At 45.7% G+C, this 21459-nt stretch carries 19 protein-coding genes, 1 tRNA gene and 1 other RNA gene; 16 read left to right on the top strand and 5 right to left on the bottom strand.

The features are described 5' to 3' along the window. Nucleotides 1-30 precede the first annotated feature (30 nt). The 3 genes from IBX48_RS02120 to IBX48_RS02110 form a co-directional block, all read right to left on the bottom strand. The gene (locus tag IBX48_RS02120) at nt 31-501 is read right to left on the bottom strand and encodes a Dps family protein (RefSeq protein WP_296830196.1); all 471 of its coding nucleotides are present in this window, start codon (nt 499-501) and stop codon (nt 31-33) included. 167 nt (nt 502-668) lie between these two features. Further along, entirely contained in the window at nt 669-1022 is a 354-nt protein-coding gene (locus tag IBX48_RS02115) for a YraN family protein (protein ID WP_296830194.1), read from the bottom strand. Nucleotides 1023-1031: 9 nt separating this feature from the next. Further along, complete coding sequence (locus tag IBX48_RS02110) at nt 1032-2666, bottom strand: penicillin-binding protein activator (protein WP_296830192.1); 1635 nt, start codon at nt 2664-2666, stop codon at nt 1032-1034. Between the two features lie 99 nt (nt 2667-2765). On the opposite strand from IBX48_RS02110, the gene rsmI reads away from it, so the two are divergent. The 13 genes from rsmI (at nt 2766) to murG (ending at nt 16540) form a co-directional block, all read left to right on the top strand. After that, nucleotides 2766-3623, top strand: coding sequence for a 16S rRNA (cytidine(1402)-2'-O)-methyltransferase (rsmI, locus tag IBX48_RS02105; RefSeq protein ID WP_296830189.1), 858 nt, complete (start codon nt 2766-2768; stop codon nt 3621-3623). A 70-nt stretch (nt 3624-3693) separates the two neighbouring features. Then, nucleotides 3694-4078: RNase P RNA component class A (gene rnpB, locus IBX48_RS02100), an RNA gene on the top strand. 337 nt (nt 4079-4415) lie between these two features. Continuing rightward, on the top strand, nt 4416-4874 hold the full coding sequence (mraZ, locus tag IBX48_RS02095; protein ID WP_296830187.1) for a division/cell wall cluster transcriptional repressor MraZ: 459 nt from the start codon (nt 4416-4418) through the stop codon (nt 4872-4874). Beyond that, nucleotides 4874-5809: a 16S rRNA (cytosine(1402)-N(4))-methyltransferase RsmH gene (gene rsmH, locus IBX48_RS02090; protein ID WP_296830185.1), complete on the top strand. Its 936-nt coding sequence runs from the start codon at nt 4874-4876 to the stop codon at nt 5807-5809. Before mraZ ends, rsmH begins: the two co-directional genes overlap by 1 nt. A 46-nt stretch (nt 5810-5855) precedes the next feature. After that, a complete protein-coding gene (gene ftsZ / locus IBX48_RS02085; RefSeq protein ID WP_296830183.1) occupies nt 5856-7058 on the top strand; it encodes a cell division protein FtsZ in 1203 nt (400 codons plus the stop codon). A 30-nt stretch (nt 7059-7088) separates the two neighbouring features. Further along, complete coding sequence (gene ftsL, locus IBX48_RS02080) at nt 7089-7406, top strand: cell division protein FtsL (protein ID WP_296830181.1); 318 nt, start codon at nt 7089-7091, stop codon at nt 7404-7406. Next, entirely contained in the window at nt 7407-9065 is a 1659-nt protein-coding gene (locus tag IBX48_RS02075; RefSeq protein ID WP_296830179.1) for a penicillin-binding protein 2, read from the top strand. It abuts the gene before it with no gap. Further along, the gene (locus IBX48_RS02070; protein WP_296830177.1) at nt 9066-10511 is read left to right on the top strand and encodes a UDP-N-acetylmuramoyl-L-alanyl-D-glutamate--2,6-diaminopimelate ligase; all 1446 of its coding nucleotides are present in this window, start codon (nt 9066-9068) and stop codon (nt 10509-10511) included. After that, the gene (gene murF, locus IBX48_RS02065; RefSeq protein ID WP_296830175.1) at nt 10496-11911 is read left to right on the top strand and encodes a UDP-N-acetylmuramoyl-tripeptide--D-alanyl-D-alanine ligase; all 1416 of its coding nucleotides are present in this window, start codon (nt 10496-10498) and stop codon (nt 11909-11911) included. The genes IBX48_RS02070 and murF overlap by 16 nt, the downstream gene beginning before the upstream one ends. Continuing rightward, a complete protein-coding gene (gene mraY, locus IBX48_RS02060) occupies nt 11895-12977 on the top strand; it encodes a phospho-N-acetylmuramoyl-pentapeptide-transferase (protein WP_296830173.1) in 1083 nt (360 codons plus the stop codon). The genes murF and mraY overlap by 17 nt, the downstream gene beginning before the upstream one ends. 5 nt (nt 12978-12982) lie before the next feature. Then, on the top strand, nt 12983-14320 hold the full coding sequence (gene murD, locus IBX48_RS02055; RefSeq protein ID WP_296830171.1) for a UDP-N-acetylmuramoyl-L-alanine--D-glutamate ligase: 1338 nt from the start codon (nt 12983-12985) through the stop codon (nt 14318-14320). Further along, nucleotides 14317-15474, top strand: a complete 1158-nt coding sequence (gene ftsW / locus IBX48_RS02050; RefSeq protein WP_296830169.1) for a putative lipid II flippase FtsW — start codon at nt 14317-14319, stop codon at nt 15472-15474. The genes murD and ftsW overlap by 4 nt, the downstream gene beginning before the upstream one ends. Further along, a complete protein-coding gene (gene murG / locus IBX48_RS02045; RefSeq protein ID WP_296830167.1) occupies nt 15461-16540 on the top strand; it encodes an undecaprenyldiphospho-muramoylpentapeptide beta-N-acetylglucosaminyltransferase in 1080 nt (359 codons plus the stop codon). Before ftsW ends, murG begins: the two co-directional genes overlap by 14 nt. 13 nt (nt 16541-16553) lie before the next feature. Here the strand turns inward: murG and IBX48_RS02040 are convergent. After that, nucleotides 16554-16629, bottom strand: a tRNA-Arg gene (locus IBX48_RS02040). Nucleotides 16630-16757: 128 nt separating this feature from the next. Here IBX48_RS02040 and IBX48_RS02035 point away from each other — a divergent pair. From IBX48_RS02035 to IBX48_RS02025, 3 genes are all read left to right on the top strand, one after another. Then, nucleotides 16758-18782: a methyl-accepting chemotaxis protein gene (locus IBX48_RS02035; RefSeq protein ID WP_296830165.1), complete on the top strand. Its 2025-nt coding sequence runs from the start codon at nt 16758-16760 to the stop codon at nt 18780-18782. A 31-nt stretch (nt 18783-18813) separates the two neighbouring features. Beyond that, nucleotides 18814-20073: a diguanylate cyclase gene (locus IBX48_RS02030; protein ID WP_296830163.1), complete on the top strand. Its 1260-nt coding sequence runs from the start codon at nt 18814-18816 to the stop codon at nt 20071-20073. 67 nt (nt 20074-20140) lie between these two features. Continuing rightward, nucleotides 20141-20950 (top strand): putative metalloprotease CJM1_0395 family protein, encoded by an 810-nt coding sequence (locus tag IBX48_RS02025; RefSeq protein ID WP_296830162.1) that lies wholly within the window; start codon nt 20141-20143, stop codon nt 20948-20950. A gap of 63 nt (nt 20951-21013) precedes the next feature. Here the strand turns inward: IBX48_RS02025 and IBX48_RS02020 are convergent, their stop codons facing one another. Then, the gene (locus IBX48_RS02020; RefSeq protein ID WP_296830160.1) at nt 21014-21325 is read right to left on the bottom strand and encodes a metalloregulator ArsR/SmtB family transcription factor; all 312 of its coding nucleotides are present in this window, start codon (nt 21323-21325) and stop codon (nt 21014-21016) included. Between the last annotated feature and the right edge of the window lie 134 nt (nt 21326-21459).

Here is a 21459-nt window from a genome sequence, read left to right as displayed (position 1 = left end):
CAGGCCTGCTTAAGTCAGAATGGAGACGGTTTATTTAGCAATTAAGCTGCGTAACATCCAAGCGTTTTTTTCATGAATCTGCATACGTTGAGTTAACAGGTCAACAGTGGGTTCATCGTGTGCTTCATTGGCAATTTTGATGATTTCTCTTGCGGTTTTGGTGACCGCTTCTTGACCTAATACTAGGTTTCTAATCATGTCTTCCGCACTAGGATGACTGGTTTCCTCTTTAATCTGACTGATTTTCTGAAAGGCTTGGAACGAACCTGGTGCAAATTCACCCAGTGAACGAATTCGTTCGGCAATTTCATCGACCGCGGTAAACAACTCGGTGTACTGCGTTTCAAACATGGTATGCAGTGCTTGGAACATTGGGCCAGTTACATTCCAGTGGTAATTGTGAGTTTTTAAAAACAACAGGTAGGAGTCAGCCAATAGATGAGAAAGTCCTTCTGCAATTTCTTTACGTTTGGGCTCGTTAATACCAATATTAATATCCATGCGCTTTCTCCTTGGTGGGTAAATGACTGGGTTAAGTTTCTTAGTCGAAACTGCTCCTTTACTATTTCTATTAAACAATAGCATAGATTTTGATAGTTTTTGTTTGAAAATATTTAACAAAACGTTTGATTTTAACTATGAAGCTGTATGAGACGATTTTAACTGAGTTACCAGCTGCCAAAGGCGTCTTTTGTCCAGTTAGGATTGGAGTGGGCGCTTAAGAACGAAATCACATCAAACCGCATTGGGTGTGATTGATATGACGGGTGTTTTAACAGGAAGTTTTGCGCGCAGCGGTAAAGTCGTTGCTGCTTTTGAGCACTAACGAATTCATTTGGATGACCGAATTTCTCGGTTTGACGGTATTTGACTTCAATGAAAACCAAGCAGCGTTGATCCAATCCAACCAAGTCCAGCTCGCCACCTTTGCAATGAAAGTTGCGAGCCAGTATTTGAATCCCTTGTTTGATTAGAAACGCCTCGGCGTGTTGTTCGTAATCTTGTCCGAGTTGTTTGCTCATGTTTAACGCTTAAAAGGTAAAGCTTGGGCGAACGGGCAATTCTTCAAATCGGGGTTGGGTAATTTCATCCAACAAATCTTGACGAATTTTATCCATTTCTTCCTTGCTTAAAGAAGTTTCCAAACCTCGGTCAAGCTGGCCGAAGTAGGGTGGTGAGAATTTGTCTGGATACAGCGGCACGAGCCGCCCATTGGGTAAAAAACGGCTCCAAGTCAATTTAGTGAAGACTTTGTTGGTTTGGGTAATGCTATGTTGTCCCATCGCGCCATGCACCATTAAGCCGGGAGCTAATAGATGTTTCTGGGTGGCTATTAAGAAGCTGTCCCAACCAAAAGCTTCCAGCCCATTCTGCAACGGCGAGGTTTCTAGTGCCGCTGGAAAGCTTGGAAAACGAATGTTTTTTAAATCTCGATTGGGTCGAGCGTGACTCAGACTGTCCGGCGTGAGCATAGAGGAGCCATAAATGGGGAGGTCGATTAAATAATAGTCGAGTTGGGGTTGTAAAATCGCGATCTGTTTCTCATCGCCCATCAATATCATGGCTTCGAAATCTTGTCGGGTGCGGGGGAAAAACTCAATCGGTTGATTGATGCTGCGGCTTAAGTGACCGGCGCGCGATTGGCTCGCATCGGCATTCAGCACTTTGCTCATCTCGGCTCGCAGGTTCGGGTTACGTTGTGGATAACTTTGAACCGTGAGCGGAAATGCATGGCTTTTTGACCACATGGATTGCAATTGATGGGTTAGTTTGGTGTCGGTTTCGTTATCGCTGGTGAGCACAGCAATATGACGATAATGCTCCAATTCAAGGTGGTAAATGAGCTGCTGAGCTTCGTATTGATTGCGATAACTGAACTGCACAAATGGAGCCGCCTGGTCAATGTCATTTAAGGCAATCAGATCGGTGGCGTCATTGTCCATTAAGGTTTGAATCGCTTCGGGCGTGAGTGGGCCGATGATAATGTCGGCACCCGCTTGTTTCGCATTGTTGTATTGGTGGAGAATTTCGGTTGGGTCTTTGGTGTTAAAAAATATCAGTTTATCGTTTTGATTGGATTGCCAATAGGCTTTTAAAATGCCGGCACGAATCTGCTCACTCACCGCACTTAAACGATCAGAGAAGGGCAGCATCACTGCAATGGTGCGTGGTTTGGTACGGAGTTCTTCAAAATGGGCCAATAATTCGGGAATCAAGTTTTGGCTGAAGGAGGCGTCAGGTATGACCTGCTGCAAGTCTTCTAACGCGCGTTTGAAGTTCAAGCCTTGTTGTTGACGACTGCTAAGTAGCCAACCCCACGCACTGACTCGACTGGCGCCATTCTCAATCAAGGCCTGTTGAGCCTCTAGTTCAACGGCTTGCAGTGTAATCCAGGTGTCTTGTAGGATTAAGGCGCGTTGGTCATCCGTGCTTTGTTCCCATAAAGCTTCGGTATATTGAATATAGCTGACCCAGTCGGCTTTCTTGGCGGTCTCAATGCGGGCTTGTTGAAGACGTTCGAGCCGAGAGTCGAGTTGTAAAATAGGGGCTTCAAACGGCACCACGCCGCGTTCGGCGGGTATCGGTTTGGGTGGCACGGTACAGCTGATGAGGCCAAGCACTAAGCTGATGAGTAAAATGTATTTCAACAGGTTGTTTTTTAACATGGCGGGCGCTTATCTTTGTTTAATTTCTTCAGCAGCGCCAATCTGGTTACAATAGCCAGCGCTGCACAGAAAATGAGAATTAAAGTGAGTTAATTATATATGCAAACTATTGAAAAAGGGACGCTTTACATCGTCGCTACCCCAATTGGAAACCTAGGCGATATTTCGCAGCGTGCAATTGACGTTTTGAGCCAAGTAGATTGGGTGGCTGCAGAAGATACACGTCACTCTCAAAAACTTTTGCAGCATTTGGGTGTGCAGGCCAAATTGATTAGCTTGCATGATCACAACGAAAAAATGCGCTCAGAAGACTTGTTAGTTCGTTTGCAAGCGGGCGAAGCGGGGGCATTGATTTCCGATGCTGGAACGCCTTTGATCAGTGATCCAGGTTATCACCTGGTTAAAACTTTACGTGATCAAAACGTAATGGTGCGTCCAATACCAGGGGCTTCAGCGATGATCAGTGCCTTGAGTGTGGCGGGTTTGCCGACGGATCGATTTAGTTTTGAAGGCTTTTTGCCAGCTAAATCACAAAAACGTTTAACCCAATTGCAGGCTTTGGCGCTCGAAACTCGCACCATGGTGCTTTATGAGTCGCCACACCGTATACTTGAAAGTTTAGCCGCATTAGTCGAAGCGCTGGGTTCGGAGCGCGCGATGATGGCCGGGCGTGAAATGACCAAACAGTTTGAACAATTTGTATCCGGCACTATACCAGAGGTATTGGACTATTTTGCTAGTCATCCCGATAAAGTTCGAGGTGAGTTTGTTTTGGTGGTGGCCGGTGCGCCCGAACAGCAAGCGGCCGAAGCCAGTGAATGGGATGGTTTAATTACTATTTTGCTGGCGCAGTCTTTACCCGTTAAGCAAATATCCGAAATTGTAGCGGACTATTATCAAGTCAAAAAAAATGCGGTTTACCCTAGAGTACAAGCCTTGAAGGAAGCCAATACTTAACGTGTTGAGCTATGTGCCGGCTTTGATTAATCGCTAGACAAGCGTGTGGAATTACTATATTGTTTGCGCCCAAGTGGGTTGGGCAATCGCGGAATGTTTCGGCATTCGGAGGAAAGTCCGGGCACCATAGAGCAGGATGCCAGTTAACGGCTGGGCGGTGTGAGCCGACGGAAAGTGCAACAGAGAATAGACCGCCGATGGCGCTTCGGCGCACAGGTAAGGCTGAAACGGCGAGGTAAGAGCTCACCGCGCAACTGGTAACAGTTTGTGGCTAGGTAAACCCCATCCGGTGCAAGACCAAATAGGAAAACGCGCTTTCGGGCAGGGTGCGGCTCGCACTTGTTTTCGGGTAGGTTGCTTGAGGAATGCAGTGATGTATCTCCCAGATGAATGATTGCTAACCTCTACGTTATGCGTAGTGGAAACAGAACCCGGCTTACAGACCCACTTAGTTTTATTTCAGGAAAACCACACCATGTTGTGGTTTTTTTTTTACCTTCGCTATATGTGGTGGGGTAGCGGTTGCGCTTGCAGGGCAATACAATCTCAATTTATATTAATGCGTTATCATTTATTGTTAATATTTATACTTAACAATCCCTTCTATCCTATTGTAAATAATAATATTTCTATTTTGTATTGGGCTGCGGCTTGATATGAGGTCTCTCGTCTAAGTTATTGTCCTGTAATGATATTTTTATAATTATGTGGTGGCAAACTGCTTGACAGTGGTTTGTAACAGCAATATAGTGGTGTCATGTGGGGAATGGTGGAATTAAGTGGAGACGGACGGTGTTATTTTTTCGCGGCATTAACTCAGTAAATTTAGATGACAAGGGGCGCTTTTCGATTCCTAAGCGTTACCGTGAGTCTATTGCTGACGCCAGCGATAATCACTTAATTGCTACTATCGATTTGCACAGCCCTTGTTTATTGATTTATACCCAAGACGAGTGGGAAGTGATTGAACGTAAATTAATGGCGATGCCGAACGTTGATCCGCAAGCACGTTTAGTGCAACGCTTATTATTAGGCCATGCGACTGAAATTGAGATGGATGCGCAAGGTCGGGTTTTGCTACCAGGTTTATTGCGTGATCATGCCGGGCTGCAAAAGCAGGCGATTTTATTAGGTCAGGGTAATAAGTTTGAGCTTTGGGGGCAGGAGGCGTGGGATGCAGATCGTCCCGAGATGCTGGAGCAAGTTCAAACGCTGGATGTGACCGGCTCATTATCGACCTTGAGTTTGTGATGATGGAAAGTCAGTTATCTGGACATTATTCGGTTTTATTGGAAGAGTCGATCGCGGGTTTAAATATTCAGCCTAATGGTGTTTATATAGATGGCACATTTGGTCGCGGTGGGCATAGTAGCGAAATTTTGAAGCAGTTAGGTGAACAGGGTCGTTTGATTGCGATTGACCAAGACCCGGACGCCGTCAGCTATGCTAATCAAGCTATTAAAGATGAGCGTTTTGAAATCGTACATGCCAGTTTTGCCGATTTAGAACAGATTTGTGAAGCACGCGGTTTGACCGGAAAGATCGATGGATTGTTGTTAGATTTGGGTGTGTCATCACCTCAGTTGGACCAAGCCGAACGCGGGTTTAGTTTTATGCGTGAAGGGCCATTGGATATGCGAATGAATCCAGAACAAGGTCAAAGTGCCAAAGAATGGTTGCAGGAAGTGGAACCCGCTGAGTTGGCTTCGGTGTTAAAAAATTACGGCGAAGAGCGTTTTGCTTTTAAAATTGCGCGCGCTTTAAGTCACGATGCTCGCCAGGGTTTAATTAATACCACGCGAGATTTGGCTGAGATGATTGGGCGAGTCGCGCCTTCTAAAGAAAAACATAAACATCCAGCGACACGCAGTTTTCAAGCAATTCGGATTCATATAAACCGAGAGCTGGAAGTTTTAAAGACCGTGCTAGAAGCCAGTTTGGTGGTTTTAGCACCACAGGGTCGTTTGAGTGTGATTAGTTTCCACTCACTGGAAGATCGAATAGTGAAACATTTTATGCGCGACCAGTCGCGTGTTAAAGATTTATTCCCAGGCTTACCCATTTTGGTGACCGGGAGCGAACCAGTATTAAAGGTCGTGGCGAAACCTGTCTTTCCGAGTGATCGGGAGTGTGCAGAAAACCCACGATCACGCAGTGCGGTACTCCGTGTTGCGGAACATTTGTAATTTATAACTTAATAATTTTTGTCTTGCTGACTAGAGGGAACGTGCCATGAGTACCATGAAATTTGATCTTAAAGAAGCGAAAGTATCTCGCCAACCTGGAATGCCAGTGATCAAGGTAATTGGTTTGGGGGGCGGCGGTAGCAATGCCGTTGATTTTATGGTGCGCTCGAAGGTTGAGGGTGTTGACTTCATTTGTGCGAATACCGATGCACAAGCGCTGGCGCATTCAAACGTGCCGGTCAGAATCCAAATTGGTCGTAATGGCTTGGGTGCGGGTGCGAACCCTGAGCGCGGGCGCGAAGCGGCTGAAGAAGACATAGAAGAAATTAAAGACCATATTCGTGATGCGGATATGTTGTTCATTACCGCCGGCATGGGTGGCGGTACCGGCACGGGTGCCGCACCTGTTGTCGCAAAAGTGGCACGTGAAATGGGTATTCTTACGGTCGGTGTGGTCAGCAAGCCATTCAGTTTCGAACGTCGTACCGCGGCGGCTGAAGCCGGTATCGAAGAATTATCCAATCACGTAGATTCCCTGATTACGGTGCCGAATGATAAGTTGGTCGAAGTGCTGGGTAAGGATTTTAAGTTCAGCCAAGCATTTGATCATGCTAACGAAATTCTATACGGCGCGGTGCAAGGTATTTCAGAAATGGTGACACGGCCAGGTCTGATCAACGTTGACTTTGAAGATTTACGCACCGTTATGTCTGAGCGTGGCTTAGGCATGATGGGGGTCGGTTTGGCAAGTGGCGAAGACCGTGCTCGAAAAGCAATAGAGAAAGCGATTGCGAATCCATTGTTGGACGACATTGCAGTATCTGGCGCACGTGGTATATTGGTGAACATTACCGGTGGTACCGACTTTAGTCTTGGTGAATACAGCATCATTGGTGAAGTTGTGAATAGCTTTGCGGATAAAGACGCGCGTGTGATTGTGGGTACTTCGATTGATGAGTCGCTTGAAGATGAGATTCGCGTGACCGTGGTGGCTACGGGTTTAGTCGGTAGCCTGTCTAAAAAACCTGAAATGGTTAAGCCTAATTTACAGGCCGTTCAGGCCACACGTCAGGAAGCCGAGCGTGATGAAGTGGCGGAGCAACCCGTTGAAAAACCAGCCGCTATGCAGCCAGCTCAAGAGACCGAAGTTGTGCGTCCAAAGATGGTAGTAAATGCCGGTGTTCAGCATGTTCAATCGAACAGCAATTATTTAGATATTCCGGCTTTCTTACGTCGCCAAGCCGATTAATTTAGGTCGTTGGCCATGGTTCGGCTGAGTATGCCTCGTTCCTTCAAGCCCTTCCAAATTGTTAAGTCCAATTTGGTTGGGCTTTTTGCGTTTCTATTATTGAGTTTTTTAGCGGTCAGTTTGGTTTTGATTGTGTTGGTTCAACACGAAGTTAGACACCTAGAAACTCGTTATTATGAACAGATGCAACTCAAGGCGACGTTGGATGAAGAGTGGGGTCGTTTGACGTTGGAAAAATATCATTTGGGGTCATCGGCGCGCGTTGAACGCAATGCAAGAGAAAAATTGGGCATGAGTTTGGGTAAACCTGAACAAATCATTGTGTTGCCGCCATCGGAGGCAAACTAAATGTGGGTCTGGCCATTACAAAGGCATCAGATCGTATTTGGTTTGTTGATTCTTGGTTTTGTAATTTTGGCTGCCCGTGCTTTTTATGTGCAGGTGGTGTGGTCTGATTTTTTAGAAACGGAAGGCAATAAACGACAAGTTCGTGCCTTAGATGTACCTGCGCCGCGTGGGCATATTTTAGATCGGCATGGTTCGGTTTTGGCGCTGAGTACCCCGCTGGCTTCGATTTGGGTTGACCCAAAAATTTTTAGCCAGTACCCGGAAGCGATCCGAAAATTAGCTCGTGAATTGGGGCAATCCGAAGCCGATTTGCTCCAAAGTATTAACTCAAATTCCAATCGGCGTTTTTTGTTTATTAAACGATCTATCCTGCCCCAATCGGCCGCTCAAATTGAAAGTTTGGGTTTGCCTGGGGTGTATGCTAAAGCCGAATATAAACGTTATTACCCCAGCGCAGATACCACCGCACATTTGGTGGGTTATACCGATATTGATGATAAAGGCCAAGATGGCATTGAATATATCTATGATGGTTGGCTAAGCGGCCAAGCTGGGCGACAGCAAATTATTAAAGACCTGGAAGGCCGAGTTGTCAAATTTGTCAAAAACATCCAGGTCGCTGAGCCTGGCAAAGATTTGATATTGAGTATTGACAAGGATCTTCAATATTTCGCACAGCGTGCTTTAAAAGAAGCGCGTGTAAAACATCAGGCCGACTCCGCTTCGCTGGTGATTTTGGATGCCAAAACCGGCGAGGTATTAGCCTTAGTTAACGAGCCGGGTTTTAACCCTAATAATCGTGCGCAGATAAAAGGCGAAGCGATTCGTAATCGCGCAATTGCGACATTAATAGAGCCGGGTTCAACCATTAAACCGTTTATATTGGCCAAGGCTTTGGAATATGAGTTGATTAAATCAGACGAAAGCATTAATACGTCGCCGGGTTATATTAATGTGCAAGGCCATATGATTAGTGATGCGGTTAATTACGGACATTTGACGGCGGGTGAGGTGATTCAGAAGTCGAGCAATGTGGGCATTGCCAATGTTGCCCGTCGTTTAAAACCTGAACAACAGTGGGAACTGTTTCGACAGTTAGGCTTCGCGCAGGATTTAGGCTTGTTTTTACCCGGCGAGTCGATGGGTTATTTACGTCATCACACCGAATGGATGCTGGTTGATCAGGTGTCGAGTTCGTTTGGTTATGGTTTTAATATTAACTTAATGCAGTTAGCGCACGCCTACACCGTATTTGCTAACGAAGGGCGCCTGTTACCTTTGTCTTTATTGAAAATTGATCAAGTGCCGGAGTCAAAACAAGTCGTGAGTCCGCAAGCCGCCAAACAAGTATTGGCGATGCTGGAAAGTGTCACTCACCGCGGCGGCACTGGCACTGAAGCACGGATTGAAGGCTACCGCGTGGCGGGAAAAACTGGCACCGTACATAAAACTAAGGCAGGTCAGTATCAACAAAATGAGTATGCCGCCATGTTTGTTGGGATGGTGCCCGCCTCGAGACCGGATATGATTATGGCGGTGATTGTGGATAAACCCAGTCGGGGGATTTATGGCGGTGGCAGTGTGGCTGCACCGATATTTCAAGAGGTGATGCGCCATGCGTTACGATTACGAAATGTCGATCCGGATGGAGCTTTGTAGATGAAAACCATGGCTCAGATTGGTCAGTTTTTTGATCAGGCATTACCACCAGGCCTGGTGGTGGACGTAGCATTGCAAGGTTTATCGAACCACACGCATTTATTACAAAAAGGCTGGGGTTTTGTGGCTTTAGCCGGTAGCCAAAAACATGGTGCAGATTATTGGACGCAAGCCAAAGCTCAAGGCGCAACTTGCGTGTTAAGTGATCGCGAGATTGCAGACTGTGATTTGCCCGTGCTGTTAATAACCAATCTAGCCAATCGATTGGCGGAGCTAGCGAATTGGTTTTATGATTTCCCCAGTCGTCATATTAAAGTGATTGGCGTGACGGGCACAAATGGCAAAACTTCAACTACACACTATATCGCGCAGCTACTGGATAGTCAGGCAAAACGTGTCGGTTTAATTGGCACACTTGGTAACGGCGAGTTTGGTCAGTTAAGCGAAACCGCCAATACCACGCCGGATATTTTAGTGGTGCAAGGTTGGCTTGCAAAGTTTGTGACCGACGGGCTGGATTATGCGGTGATGGAAGTTTCCTCGCACGGTTTGGCGTTGGGACGCATAACGGGGGTTGAATTTGCCTGTGTTGCCTTAACCCAAGTAACGCGGGATCACCTGGATTTTCACCTAGATGTGGCGGATTATCAAAATACCAAAAAACGCTTGTTTCGAGATTATGTCGCGCAAAAACGCGTGTTGAATTTAGATGATTCGATTGGCCGAAGTTTAGTGGATGAACCCCATAGTTTTGGTTACAGCTTAAAAAACCCAGCGGCGAATTTAGTTTGCGAGTCACTTGAGCTTAGCCCGCAAGGTTTACAAGGCCGTTTGGTTTATCAAAATCAAACTTACGTTTGTCAAACTGGTTTAATGGGGGCTTTTAATGCCGAAAATCTATTATGCGCACTCAGCTGTTTAGTTGCGCTAGAGTTTGAATTAAAAAATATTCTGACAAGTTTGACCAGCTTGAAACCGGTTACAGGTAGAATGCAGCCGGTAACTGTGCCGGCTAAAGCCATCACTGTATTAGTTGATTATGCCCATACACCGGATGCGTTGGAGCAGGTTTTGCTAGGGATTCGAGCTCACCTAAATAAAGGTCAATTATGGGTTGTATTTGGCTGTGGTGGCGATCGTGATAAAGGTAAACGTCCATTAATGGGCGAAGTCGCTGAACGTCTCGCAGATCAGCTTATATTAACGAGTGATAACCCACGTACTGAAAACCCGCAAAACATTTTGCGTGATATTCAACAAGGCTTAAGCCAACCAGCGATTCAAATTGAATCCAGGCAAGCGGCGATTGAATGGGCGTTAAGCCAATCACAAGCAGGTGATTTGATTTTAGTCGCCGGCAAAGGCCATGAGCAAACACAGGAAATTAATGGGGTGAAACACCCGTTTAGTGATCAAAAGGTAATCGAACAATGGCATCCATCATAACCGAAAACCCAAACCACCAGGCCTGGTCGTTAGCCAGATTAGCCGAGTGGACGCAGGCTAAGTTAATTGATGCAACAGGCGATGCTAATCAACGTGTTTGTATGGGTGTATCGACTGATTCTAGAAGCACCAGGCCTGGTGATTGCTATATTGCAATTAAAGGCGAACGTTTTGATGGCCATGCGTTTATCGATCAAGCGATTAAGCAGGGCGCGGTGGTTTTATTAGTGTCTGAACCCGGCGATTACGCCGTGCCTAGCTTATTGGTAGACGATACACGCATTGCGTTAGGTCTGATGGCGAATGGTCATCGTCAAAGCCAACATTTAAACCGCTTGATTGCGGTAACTGGAAGTAACGGCAAAACCACGGTTAAAACATTATTGGCGCATATTTTGCAAACACAAGCACCAACTTGGGCGACACCAGGCAATTTAAATAATGATTTTGGCGTGCCTAGAACCTTATTACAAATTAGCGCACAGCATCGTTATGCGGTGATAGAAATGGGCGCAAACCATATTGGCGAAATTGATTATTTAACCCGTATAGCCCAGCCGGATGTGGCGTTGATTACGTTAGCCGCCGAAGCACATCTCGAAGGTTTTGGCAGTTTGCAGGGCGTGATTGATACCAAGGGTGAAATTTTTAACGGATTAAGTGACCAAGGTGTGGGGGTGATTAACACCGATTCGCCTGGCTTTGAACAATGGCGTAATCAATTAGCCGGCAAAAAAATCATGACCTTTGGGCGTGCTGAGCAAGCGGATATCCGCATAAAGAACGGACAATCTAACCCAAAAGGGATCGAGTTTGAGCTGGTGATTAAAAACCAAGTACATTCAGTGAACATGCCAATCATGGGGTTGCATAATGCAATGAACGCCGCGGCCGCTTGTGCGGTTTGTTTAGCGATTGGCTTAAGTTGGCCGCAAATACAGCCAGGTTTAGAAAGTTTTCAGGGTGTGGCGGGGCGGTTGCAAACCTATCAATCTGCTCAAGGTTTGTTGATTGATGACAGCTACAATGCCAATCCGAGTTCGGTTAAAGCCGCGATTGATACATTGGCGGCTTTGCCGGGTAAAACCGTATTGTGTTTGGGTGCGATGGCCGAGCTGGGTTCAGGTTCGCAAGACGCACATATTCAAGTTGGGGATTATGCACGCCAACAAGGTGTGGATTATGTATTTGGTTTTGGTGAGGCGACGCAGGCGACCTTAACCGCATTTAACGCGAGTCCGTCGCAACCTTTGTCACATGCTGAAATGACTGATCAAGTACAACAATTGATTAATACTCATCAGCCAATAGATATTTTAATTAAAGGGTCACGTAGCGCGCAAATGGAGCGTGTGGTCGAAGCCATTTTAGAGAGGAATCAATATGCTCGTCTATCTTAGTCAATATCTTAGCCAGTATTATACTGGGTTGGCCGTGTTTAGTTACATCACGGTTCGAGCCATTATGAGTGTTCTCACCGCCCTCGTGATTTCGTTTTTAATCGGCCCGTCGATGATCCGTTGGTTAACCCGTTTAAAAGTGGGGCAAAGTATTCGTGAAGATGGCCCGCAAACCCATTTAATTAAAGCCGGTACACCCACAATGGGTGGCACGCTGATTTTGTTTTCGGTGGGGTTAGCGATTGTGTTATGGGGCGATCTAACCAACCAATATCTACTAATTGTCACTTTAACCATGTTGAGTTTTGGTGTAATTGGGTTTATTGATGATTATAAAAAAGTTGTGTATCGCGACCCAAATGGTATGCGTTCGCGCACCAAGTTTTTCTGGCAAAGCATTATAGGGTTAGCTGCGGCATACAGTTTTTACGCGATAGCTAGCGTACCAGCTGAAACCCAACTGTTAATCCCTTATATGAAAGATACTTATATTTATTTGGGTGCCTGGGTCATCGTGTTGGGTTATTTAGTCATAGTGGGCAGCTCGAATGCGGTCAACCTAACCGATGGCTTAGATGGTTTGGCGATTATGCCGACTGTGATGGTCGCGGCCGCTTTGGCGGTGTTTGCGTACTTGTCAGGTCACGTCGTGTTTGCGAATTATCTCGACATTCCGTACATTCCGGGCGTGGGAGAGTTGACGATTTTAATGGCAGCCTTAGTGGGCGCAGGTTTAGGCTTTTTATGGTTTAACGCACATCCAGCGCAAGTGTTTATGGGAGATGTCGGTTCCTTAGCCATTGGCGCTGCACTCGGCGCCACCGCGATCGCGGTTCGACAAGAAATAGTCTTGTTTATTATGGGCGGTATTTTTGTGATCGAAACCCTGTCGGTTATATTACAAGTTGGGTCTTACAAAATGCGTGGCAAACGGGTATTCCTGATGGCGCCGCTACATCATCATTTTGAACAAAAAAATTGGCCGGAATCGCAGATTATTGTGCGTTTCTGGATTATCACCATCGTACTGGTCTTAATTGGGTTAGCCAGTTTAAAACTTAGGTAATAAACGTGAATTTAGTAGCTGGGCTAGGACAAACAGGACAATCTGTAATGCGCTATTTAGAGGCATCGGGTGAGCAGATGTTAGCGTTTGATACGCGGCCTGATTTTGATTTTAGCCAACTGCAAGAAGCCTACCCGAAGGTATTATTTGCGGCAGGTGATTTACCCAAAGCCTGGCATAAATGGATCACACGTGTGGTGTTAAGCCCGGGTATTTGTCGACGCGAAGCTTGGGTGCTGGCCTTACAAGAACGTGGCGTTGAAGTGGTCGGCGATATTGAATTGTTTGCGCGCGCGGTAAGTCAGCCAGTAATAGCAATTACCGGTTCAAATGGCAAAAGTACTGTTACCACCTTGGTGGGCCAATTTTTAACTGCGGCTGGTTACTTGGTAGGCGTAGGCGGCAATATTGGGCGTCCGGCGCTGGATGTGTTGTTGGATGACTGTGAATGTGATGTGTATGTATTGGAGTTATCGAGTTTTCAATTGGAAACCACCTATTCATTGCATAGCGCCGCCTCAACGGTTTTGAACATTAGCGAAGACCATATGGATCGATATGTTGGGCTGGATGATTATATTCAAGCCAAAACCAATGTGTATTCAGACACCGAGTTGGCGGTGGTTCCGAAAGGCTATGAGTCGAAATTGTGGCTGACAAAACAACTTAATAAAGTCTATTTTGGGCTAGAAAAACCGCAGACTGATAACGAATATGGTGTGTTAGAACATAACCACCAGGCCTGGTTAGGCCGAGGTGAGCAGGCCTGGTTAGCCCTGGATCAGATCGCTTTGAATGCCCCTCATCATCAATTAAATGCTTTAGCTGCGATGGCTTTGTGTGAACCTTTTGCGGTTCCAATTGATGTGTTTAAGCAAGTGTTGGCGGATTTTAAAGGACTGGCGCACCGCACACAATTAGTGGTCGAACACGCACATATTCAGTGGTTTGATGATTCAAAAGGCACCAATGTGGGTGCTAGCTTGAGTGCCTTGCAAAGTCTGGGGCAGCAAGTTTTGCCGAATGGCCGTATTATTTTGTTGGCAGGAGGGGTGGGCAAAGGTGCTGATTTTTCGGCTTTAAAACCGGCTTTAAAAGCTTACGCACGCGCATTAGTTTTGTTTGGCCGAGATGCGCAAATTATGCATCAAACCCTAGCCGATAGCACGGATTGTTATCAAGTCGAAAACCTACAGCAAGCAGTCAGCCAAGCGCAAAAACTGGCTTTGCCGGGTGATATCGTATTGTTATCACCGGCTTGCGCCAGTTTTGATCAGTTCAAAAACTATCAAGATCGAGGTGAACAATTTGCCTTAGAGGTTAACAAGGCCTTGGGATTATGAAGGCTTGGCTCGCGTCTTTCAAACAAGATCAATGGCCGGTAGATTATTGGTTGTTGGGTTCGCTGTTATTGTTGGTTTTTTTAGGTCTGACCATGGTTTTGTCAAGTTCATTAGCCATTAGTGAGCAACGATTTGATCTAGCTACCCATTATTTTATTCGCCAATCCATTGCATTAGGCATCGGCTTAGTAGCCGCGTTAATGGTGTTTAATGTACCTATCCAGTTTTGGCATACCCACCGAGGTAAACTGTTTTTATTTGGTTTGTTGTTGCTGGTATTGGTACTGATTTTTGGTCGTGAAATCGGCGGTTCAAAGCGCTGGCTGCCCTTAGTGGTAATGAACTTTCAGCCGGCCGAATTTGTTAAGTTGGCCGCAATTGTGTTTGTGGCGGGCTATCTTCAGCGCCATTTAAGCGCGGTGAAAGAAGACTTTAACGTCATTATGCGCCTGTCCTTGCCGTTTGGTTTAATGGCGCTTTTATTATTATTTCAGCCTGACTATGGTTCCACATTACTGATCGCGGCGGTCGTAACTGCGATGTTATTAATTTCGGGCGCGCCTTGGCGTTACTTTGTGTTAACTATTATGCCTGTTGTAGTGCTGCTGAGTTTACTGGTGTTTTATTCACCCTATCGAATGGCGAGGGTGGTGAGTTTTTTAGATCCTTGGCAGGACCCTTTTGGCGCAGGTTATCAGTTAACACAAGCTTTGATTGCCTCCGGTTCGGGTGGTTGGTTCGGTTCTGGGCTGGGGGCGAGTGTGCAAAAACTACTTTATTTACCGGATGCACATACCGACTTTTTATTCTCAATTTTTGCAGAAGAATTTGGCTTTATCGGGGTGATTGGATTGCTATTGTTATATGGTTTTTTTGTCTATCGCATGTTCCAAGTAGCCCAGCGTGCTTGGTTGCCTGACCAGCAATTTTCAGCCCTGTTAGTTTATGGCGTGGCCACCTGGATTGCATTTCAGGTGATGATTAATTTAGGCGTGAATTTAGGCCTATTACCGACCAAAGGCTTGACCTTGCCATTTATGAGTTATGGTGGCAGCAGTATTATGATGCTGTGTGTGGCGATGGCTTTAGTATTTCGAGTCGATTATGAACAACGAAAATCTGAACGTTTAGGAGTCAAACATGCCTCAGACTGATCCGTTAAAAAATATTGTGATTATGGCGGGTGGTACCGGTGGGCATGTGTTTCCGGGGATAGCTTTGGCCGAGGCGTTTGCTCAAAAGGGCATCACGACGCACTGGCTAGGTACGCAAGGTGGCCTAGAAGCTAACTGGGTTGCACAAGCTGGCCTGCCTTTTTCGGCGATTAGTATTAAGGGATTACGTGGTAACGGCCTAAAAGGCTGGTTAATGGCGCCAATCAATGTTTGGCGCGCCTTTATGCAAGCACGCCGAATACTTAAACAGCAATCACCAGGCCTGGTGATTGGCATGGGCGGTTTTGTTTGTGGTCCAGGTGGCCTAGCCGCGCGTTCATTGGGTATTGATCTGTATTTACACGAACAAAATGCCGTAGCCGGGTTAACCAATAAACTTTTGTTGCCGTTTGCAAAGCGAATGTTTTGCGGATTCGAACCTCAAAACTTGTCCTCCAATAAGTTGGAGGTGATTGGTAACCCAGTGCGAGCAAGTATTGAAGCGGTTGCAGAAATCGAACCACACCAGCCAGCTAAAATACTCGTGATTGGCGGCAGTCGTGGCGCGCAAGCTTTAAACCAAGCTTTACCGGCCGCCTTAGCCTTAATGCCTGAAATGCAAAGGCCGGTTGTGCTTCACCAAACCGGCAAAAATAGTGTCGAATCAACCCGCCAAGCGTATCAGCAAGTTGGGGTTGAAGCGCAAGTTGAAGCCTTTATTGAAGATATGGCGTTGGCTTATCGTGAAGCCCGTTTGGTGGTGGCACGGTCGGGCGCTTTAACGATTGCTGAATTAATGGCGAGTGCGCGTCCGGCTATCTTGGTGCCTTTTCCGTATGCGGTGGACGATCATCAAACCGCGAACGCACAGGTAATGCAAAACTTACAGGTCGGCCAAGTGATTCAGCAAACGGATTTAACCCCAGACATTTTGGCTGAACAAATTCAGTATTGGTTACAAGATGAGGTGGGTGTTGAAGCTTCAAAGAAAATCCGCCAACATGCTAATCTAGGCGCGGCACAAGCCTTGGTTGATCGGGTTTTGGTATTACACAATCAAGAATGACTGGCTAAAGGAATGGTCCGCTCACCAGGACTCGAACCTGGAGTTGCCGCTTAGGAGGCAGCCGTTTTATCCTGTTAAACTATAAGCGGATGCTAAACCTGCATTTTATCAGGTTTACAAACCATATGGCAAACTGGTTAGCCTTTCTGCAATTGGTTTGGTACTATTTTTGCTTTAAAAATCAATACATACTATTTATATTTTGGGATGAACGCTCATGGGCAAGTTTTTACAGAAGCTAACAATAAAACAAAAAATGCGCTTTGGTTTTGGCGTGATTTGGTTGGTTTTGGCCATTATTACGATTCAGGCGGCATTTAATTTATCAGTTGTTCGCATCAATGTTAAAGACGTGGTGGAAAACAAACAGCCGGTTGCCTTAGCATCCAGTCAATTGATTATTAAGCTTGAAAAAAGCATGAACTCTTTGAGTGTTTATATGCTGACTGGTGATGAAGACACCCTGAGCGGTTACCAGCAAAGTTACGCCGAATCCGCCGAGATTTTAACTGAGCTCGAAGCCCGTTTAGCCGAGGCTAAATATCAACAAAGTCGTCAGTATTTAAAACAAGTGCGTTTAGATATGGCGAAATTGCCTGCTTATATCGAGGCGATCAAACACCTACAAAAAAATCGTAATGAACAATATCCGGCCTTTAAATACGTCAGTGACAATTTAGCCGGTTTAGCCAACACGATTCAATTCTCAATATCCACTATGGTGGCCTCTGAGTTAAATGAGTTGGATGCGGAACGTCGGGTTTTATTGGAAGATTTGTTGGCGTTACAGAATAACTGGTTAAATGTGCTGAGCAGCGTACGTGGTTATGTCGCATTTCGCTCATCGGACATGTCCGATAATACAGAAATGTATTTAAATGTGACTGAGCAGTTAATTGAACGCATTGCTCAGCAAACTGCGATCGAATTAACGATTGAAGAAGAAGACGCCTTGCCTACTATTATGGATGCGTTTTCGACTTACCGCCAAAACTACATGACATTGAAAACGATTCATGAAGGCGAAAGATGGCGTATGGATACTTGGATGATGGAAAACGAAATTAAGCCATTATTTGAGTCGTTAGAGCGAGATTTGGAAATGGTTTCTAATGCCGCCGTAAAAGATATGGTTGACATGAGTGATCAGGTTGTTAGTAGCAGTTTGAACAATATTTTGTTGTTGCTTGGCTTATCAATTTTTGGTCAGTTCATGGGAATGCTGATTTCTAGACGTGTTACACATTCGGTTGTCAGCCCGGTTAATAACGCGACCTTAGCGATGAAAGATATGGCACAAGGTGAAGGTGATTTAACACGCCGTTTGCCGGTGCGTGGTCGAGATGAGTTGGCGCAGTTATCAAGTTATTTCAATATTTTTGTGGAGCGCATCCAGCAGATGCTGCAAGAGTTAACCTTTACGGTTGAAGAGCTAGAGCGTTCGTCCACCGAGTTGCTGGGTGTAACACAGTCGACCAAAAAAGGCTCAGACCAGCAGCTTAAAGCGACCGCAGAATTGACCGCTTCGGTTGGTGAAATGACGACCAAGGCCAAGACAGTAGAAGATCATTCGCGTAATGCCACGCGTGCCACCGAACAAGCCGCATCGCGCGTTAAACAAGGTAGCCAAGTGGTATCCGGCGCTAACGTAGCGATTCAGTCCTTATCGGATGGCATGCAAGAAATGACCACGGCGGTTAATCAGTTAAGCCAAGATTCCAAGTCAATTGGTCAGGTGGTGAGTGTTATTCGTGATATTGCCGAGCAGACCAATCTGCTAGCGTTAAACGCGGCGATTGAAGCCGCACGCGCGGGTGAGCACGGACGAGGGTTTGCCGTTGTCGCTGATGAGGTGCGTGGCTTAGCTCAACGTACTCAAGAATCTACACTTGAAATTGAGCGTATTATCGAAAAAATTAAGGGCGCAACCAAGCAAACCGTAAAAGTGGTATCGGCCGGAGAAGAAAGTTCGCATACCAGTTGTGAAGCTATTCAGCGCGCACAACAAGAGCTTGCACCAGTGGTGGTGTTGATGGATGACATTAGCAAAATGAGTGAGCAGATGTTTAATGCCGCACAATCACAGTCCAGTTTGGCACACGAAGTCAATCAACATATCAGCCAAATCCATGCGGTGAGCGAATCAACCGCCCGTGAAGCTTTAAACACGGAAAAAGCCGGTCATCAAATGCAAGCCTTGGCCGACCGTCTAGAGAAACTGGTACACCAATTTAAAATTTAACAGCTGATGCATTGAGCCATTAAGTAGGGATATGCGAAAAAAAGTTTTAGTCATTGATGATCAAAAAGCTATGGGAATGTTGCTTAAGTCGCGCATTGAAGCTCGATTTGAGGTGGACGTTCTATTGGCGCATGATTTGGCTCAAACCCAGCAAATGCTGACGGATTATAACGATCAAATTTATCTGGCCTTAAGTGATTTGAATTTGCCGGATGCGCCTAATGGTGAAGCCGTTAAATTGCTTAAGAAATCCGGGATCACTACCGTGGTATTAACCGCTAGTTACGATGAAGCACTTCGTCAACGTATTTTTAAAGAACATGTTGCGGATTATGTTCTAAAAGAGGGCGCGGGGGCGATTGAGTATGTCTTGCGTATCCTAAACCTACTTTTGACCAATGATCAACGCGAAATTTGGCTAGCGAATGTATCCGACCGTATGGCGCGTAAGCTGAGTGGCTTGTTAGCCATTCAACGGTTTAAAACACGTGTTTTCGAACGTCACAAAGAGCTGCTTGCCGCGCTCAGTCGCCGTACACCGAATTTGTTAGTAATGGGGCACGCGAATCACGATAATAATTGGCTTCATACTTTATCGGAAACGCGAGCGAAATACGCGTTTTATGAGTTACCTATTCTGGCCTGTATTGAGACGGAATCCGACATTAATTGCGCACTTAAATACATGAAATATGGCGCCACCGATTATATTGTTCAACCCTTTGGTGTTGAAGAGTTTTACACACGGGTTAATCAAAATATCGAACAGCAACAAGCCTATCAAGATATCAAACGTATTTCCCAAACCGATGCCTTAAGTGGTTTATACAATCGGCGTTATTGTCTAGATGTGGGTCAGCATCAATATCTCAAATGGCAGTCATCTGGTTTGGAAGTGTTTGCGTTATTAGTGGATATTGATTTCTTTAAACGTATTAATGATCTTTATGGACATCCGAAAGGCGATCAGGCAATCGTATTTGTGGCGGCCCAGCTTAAGCAGTACTTTGAAGACAAAGTTGTCGCCAGGTTTGGCGGCGAGGAATTTTTAGTGCTCGGCACCGCGGACAATAGTTATGATGTGTTGGTGAAGGCCGAAAATTTCAGAAAAGCCATCGAGCTCGAATCGGATCAGCAAGTTGGGGTTAGTTTTAGTTGTAGTATTGGCGTGGCTTTTAACGCGACCAATTTTGAACAACTGATTTCACAAGCCGACCAAAAACTTTATGACGCGAAAGATCAAGGTCGTAACCAAATTTGCCACAAGTTTGAACGTCTGCAAACTGCTTAATCTTTATCAAAAAAATACTCTGTGCTAAACTGAACTAAATCATTAGCTTAATCTCAGGTTTTGAGTTATGGACAGTGTAGGGCAATCACAATATTCAACGCCAAACTGGCTGAGCGCAACGCAAGCTGTTTTGCCGTCACAAGCTTCGCAACGCATTGTGATTCCTGCGGGCGCAGCTCAGGAATCAAACTCTTCCACTCGTTCAACTCAAACCACCAGGCCTGGTGCTGCTGAATACCCAAAACAATCAACTGAGCCAGCTCGTCAAAGTACCCGAACCGATACCGTCTCAAGTGAGCAGGCGGCTGAACAGCGCCAACGTGAACTGGCGGTTGAACAAGTTTTGGCTCAGTTACGGGCACGAGATCAAGAAGTGCGGACACACGAGCAGGCGCATTTATCGGCGGCGGGTCAATATGCAATGGGTGGGATTCAATACAGTTATCAAACCGGGCCGGATGGTCAAAAGTATGCCATAGGTGGTTCGGTTGGCATTGATACTTCGCCAGTAGCCGGCGATTCAGAAGCCACGTTGCACAAAGCGCGTGTGTTACAGCGAGCGGCTTTGGCACCCGCTCAGCCTTCGGGGCAAGATATGAAAGTCGCGGCTCAAGCTTCACAAATGATGATGCAAGCACAAGTTGAAATTCAGTTGCAACGCGCGGAAACGGCGCAATCGGATAGCGAAGAATTAGATAATCAAACGGATCTGGCAGGCGCCCCTACAAGCCTAAAAGCCCAACAAAAATCAAGTCGTGATTCAGAGAGTTCCGCCAATCTAAACGTGGCGAATGCTGTGAGTTCGGATCGAAATGAATTTGAAATCAGAATCAGTATGCAAGCGCAGCCAGCGGATGTGTTTGCGATTAGTACTTAAAAGCACCAGTCGCGATTGAACAGTGTCGATCGTTTAAGCGTTTAGATTACCATTTTTAGACTTTTAAAGTGTTGGACAAAAGGTATCCTGCATCGCACCTAACAAATTGATAATTTCTTTATCAGCCACTTTACATAAAATCTTACTGCCTTCTCGGCGCGAACTAACAATGCCTTTTTCACGTAATATATCAATATGTTGTGATACATTACTCTGTGTTGTGCCTACCTTGGCGACAATATCCATGACCGGCAGCTCACCATCGCCAATTACACATAGAATCTTTAAGCGAAGTGGATGTCCCATGGCTTTTAGAGCTTTTGAAGCTTTCAATATGTTGTCTTCTTTCATTTCAAACAGATTTAAATCGCTCATTATGCAATGGGTCCTATTTAGTTGGGTTTAAGTTGTTAATTAAATTCTAATTGAAAACGAGGCCTCATGTCATCTAAACTTCACTTATAATGTTATAAAATTGCAATGAGTCATTTAAATAAAACCACAGAGAA

Source organism: Thiomicrospira sp. (genome assembly GCF_014859555.1).
Lineage (GTDB): Bacteria > Pseudomonadota > Gammaproteobacteria > Thiomicrospirales > Thiomicrospiraceae > Thiomicrospira.
Note: the sequence above shows the minus strand (reverse complement) of the source record. Positions and strands in the feature narration are given on the sequence as shown.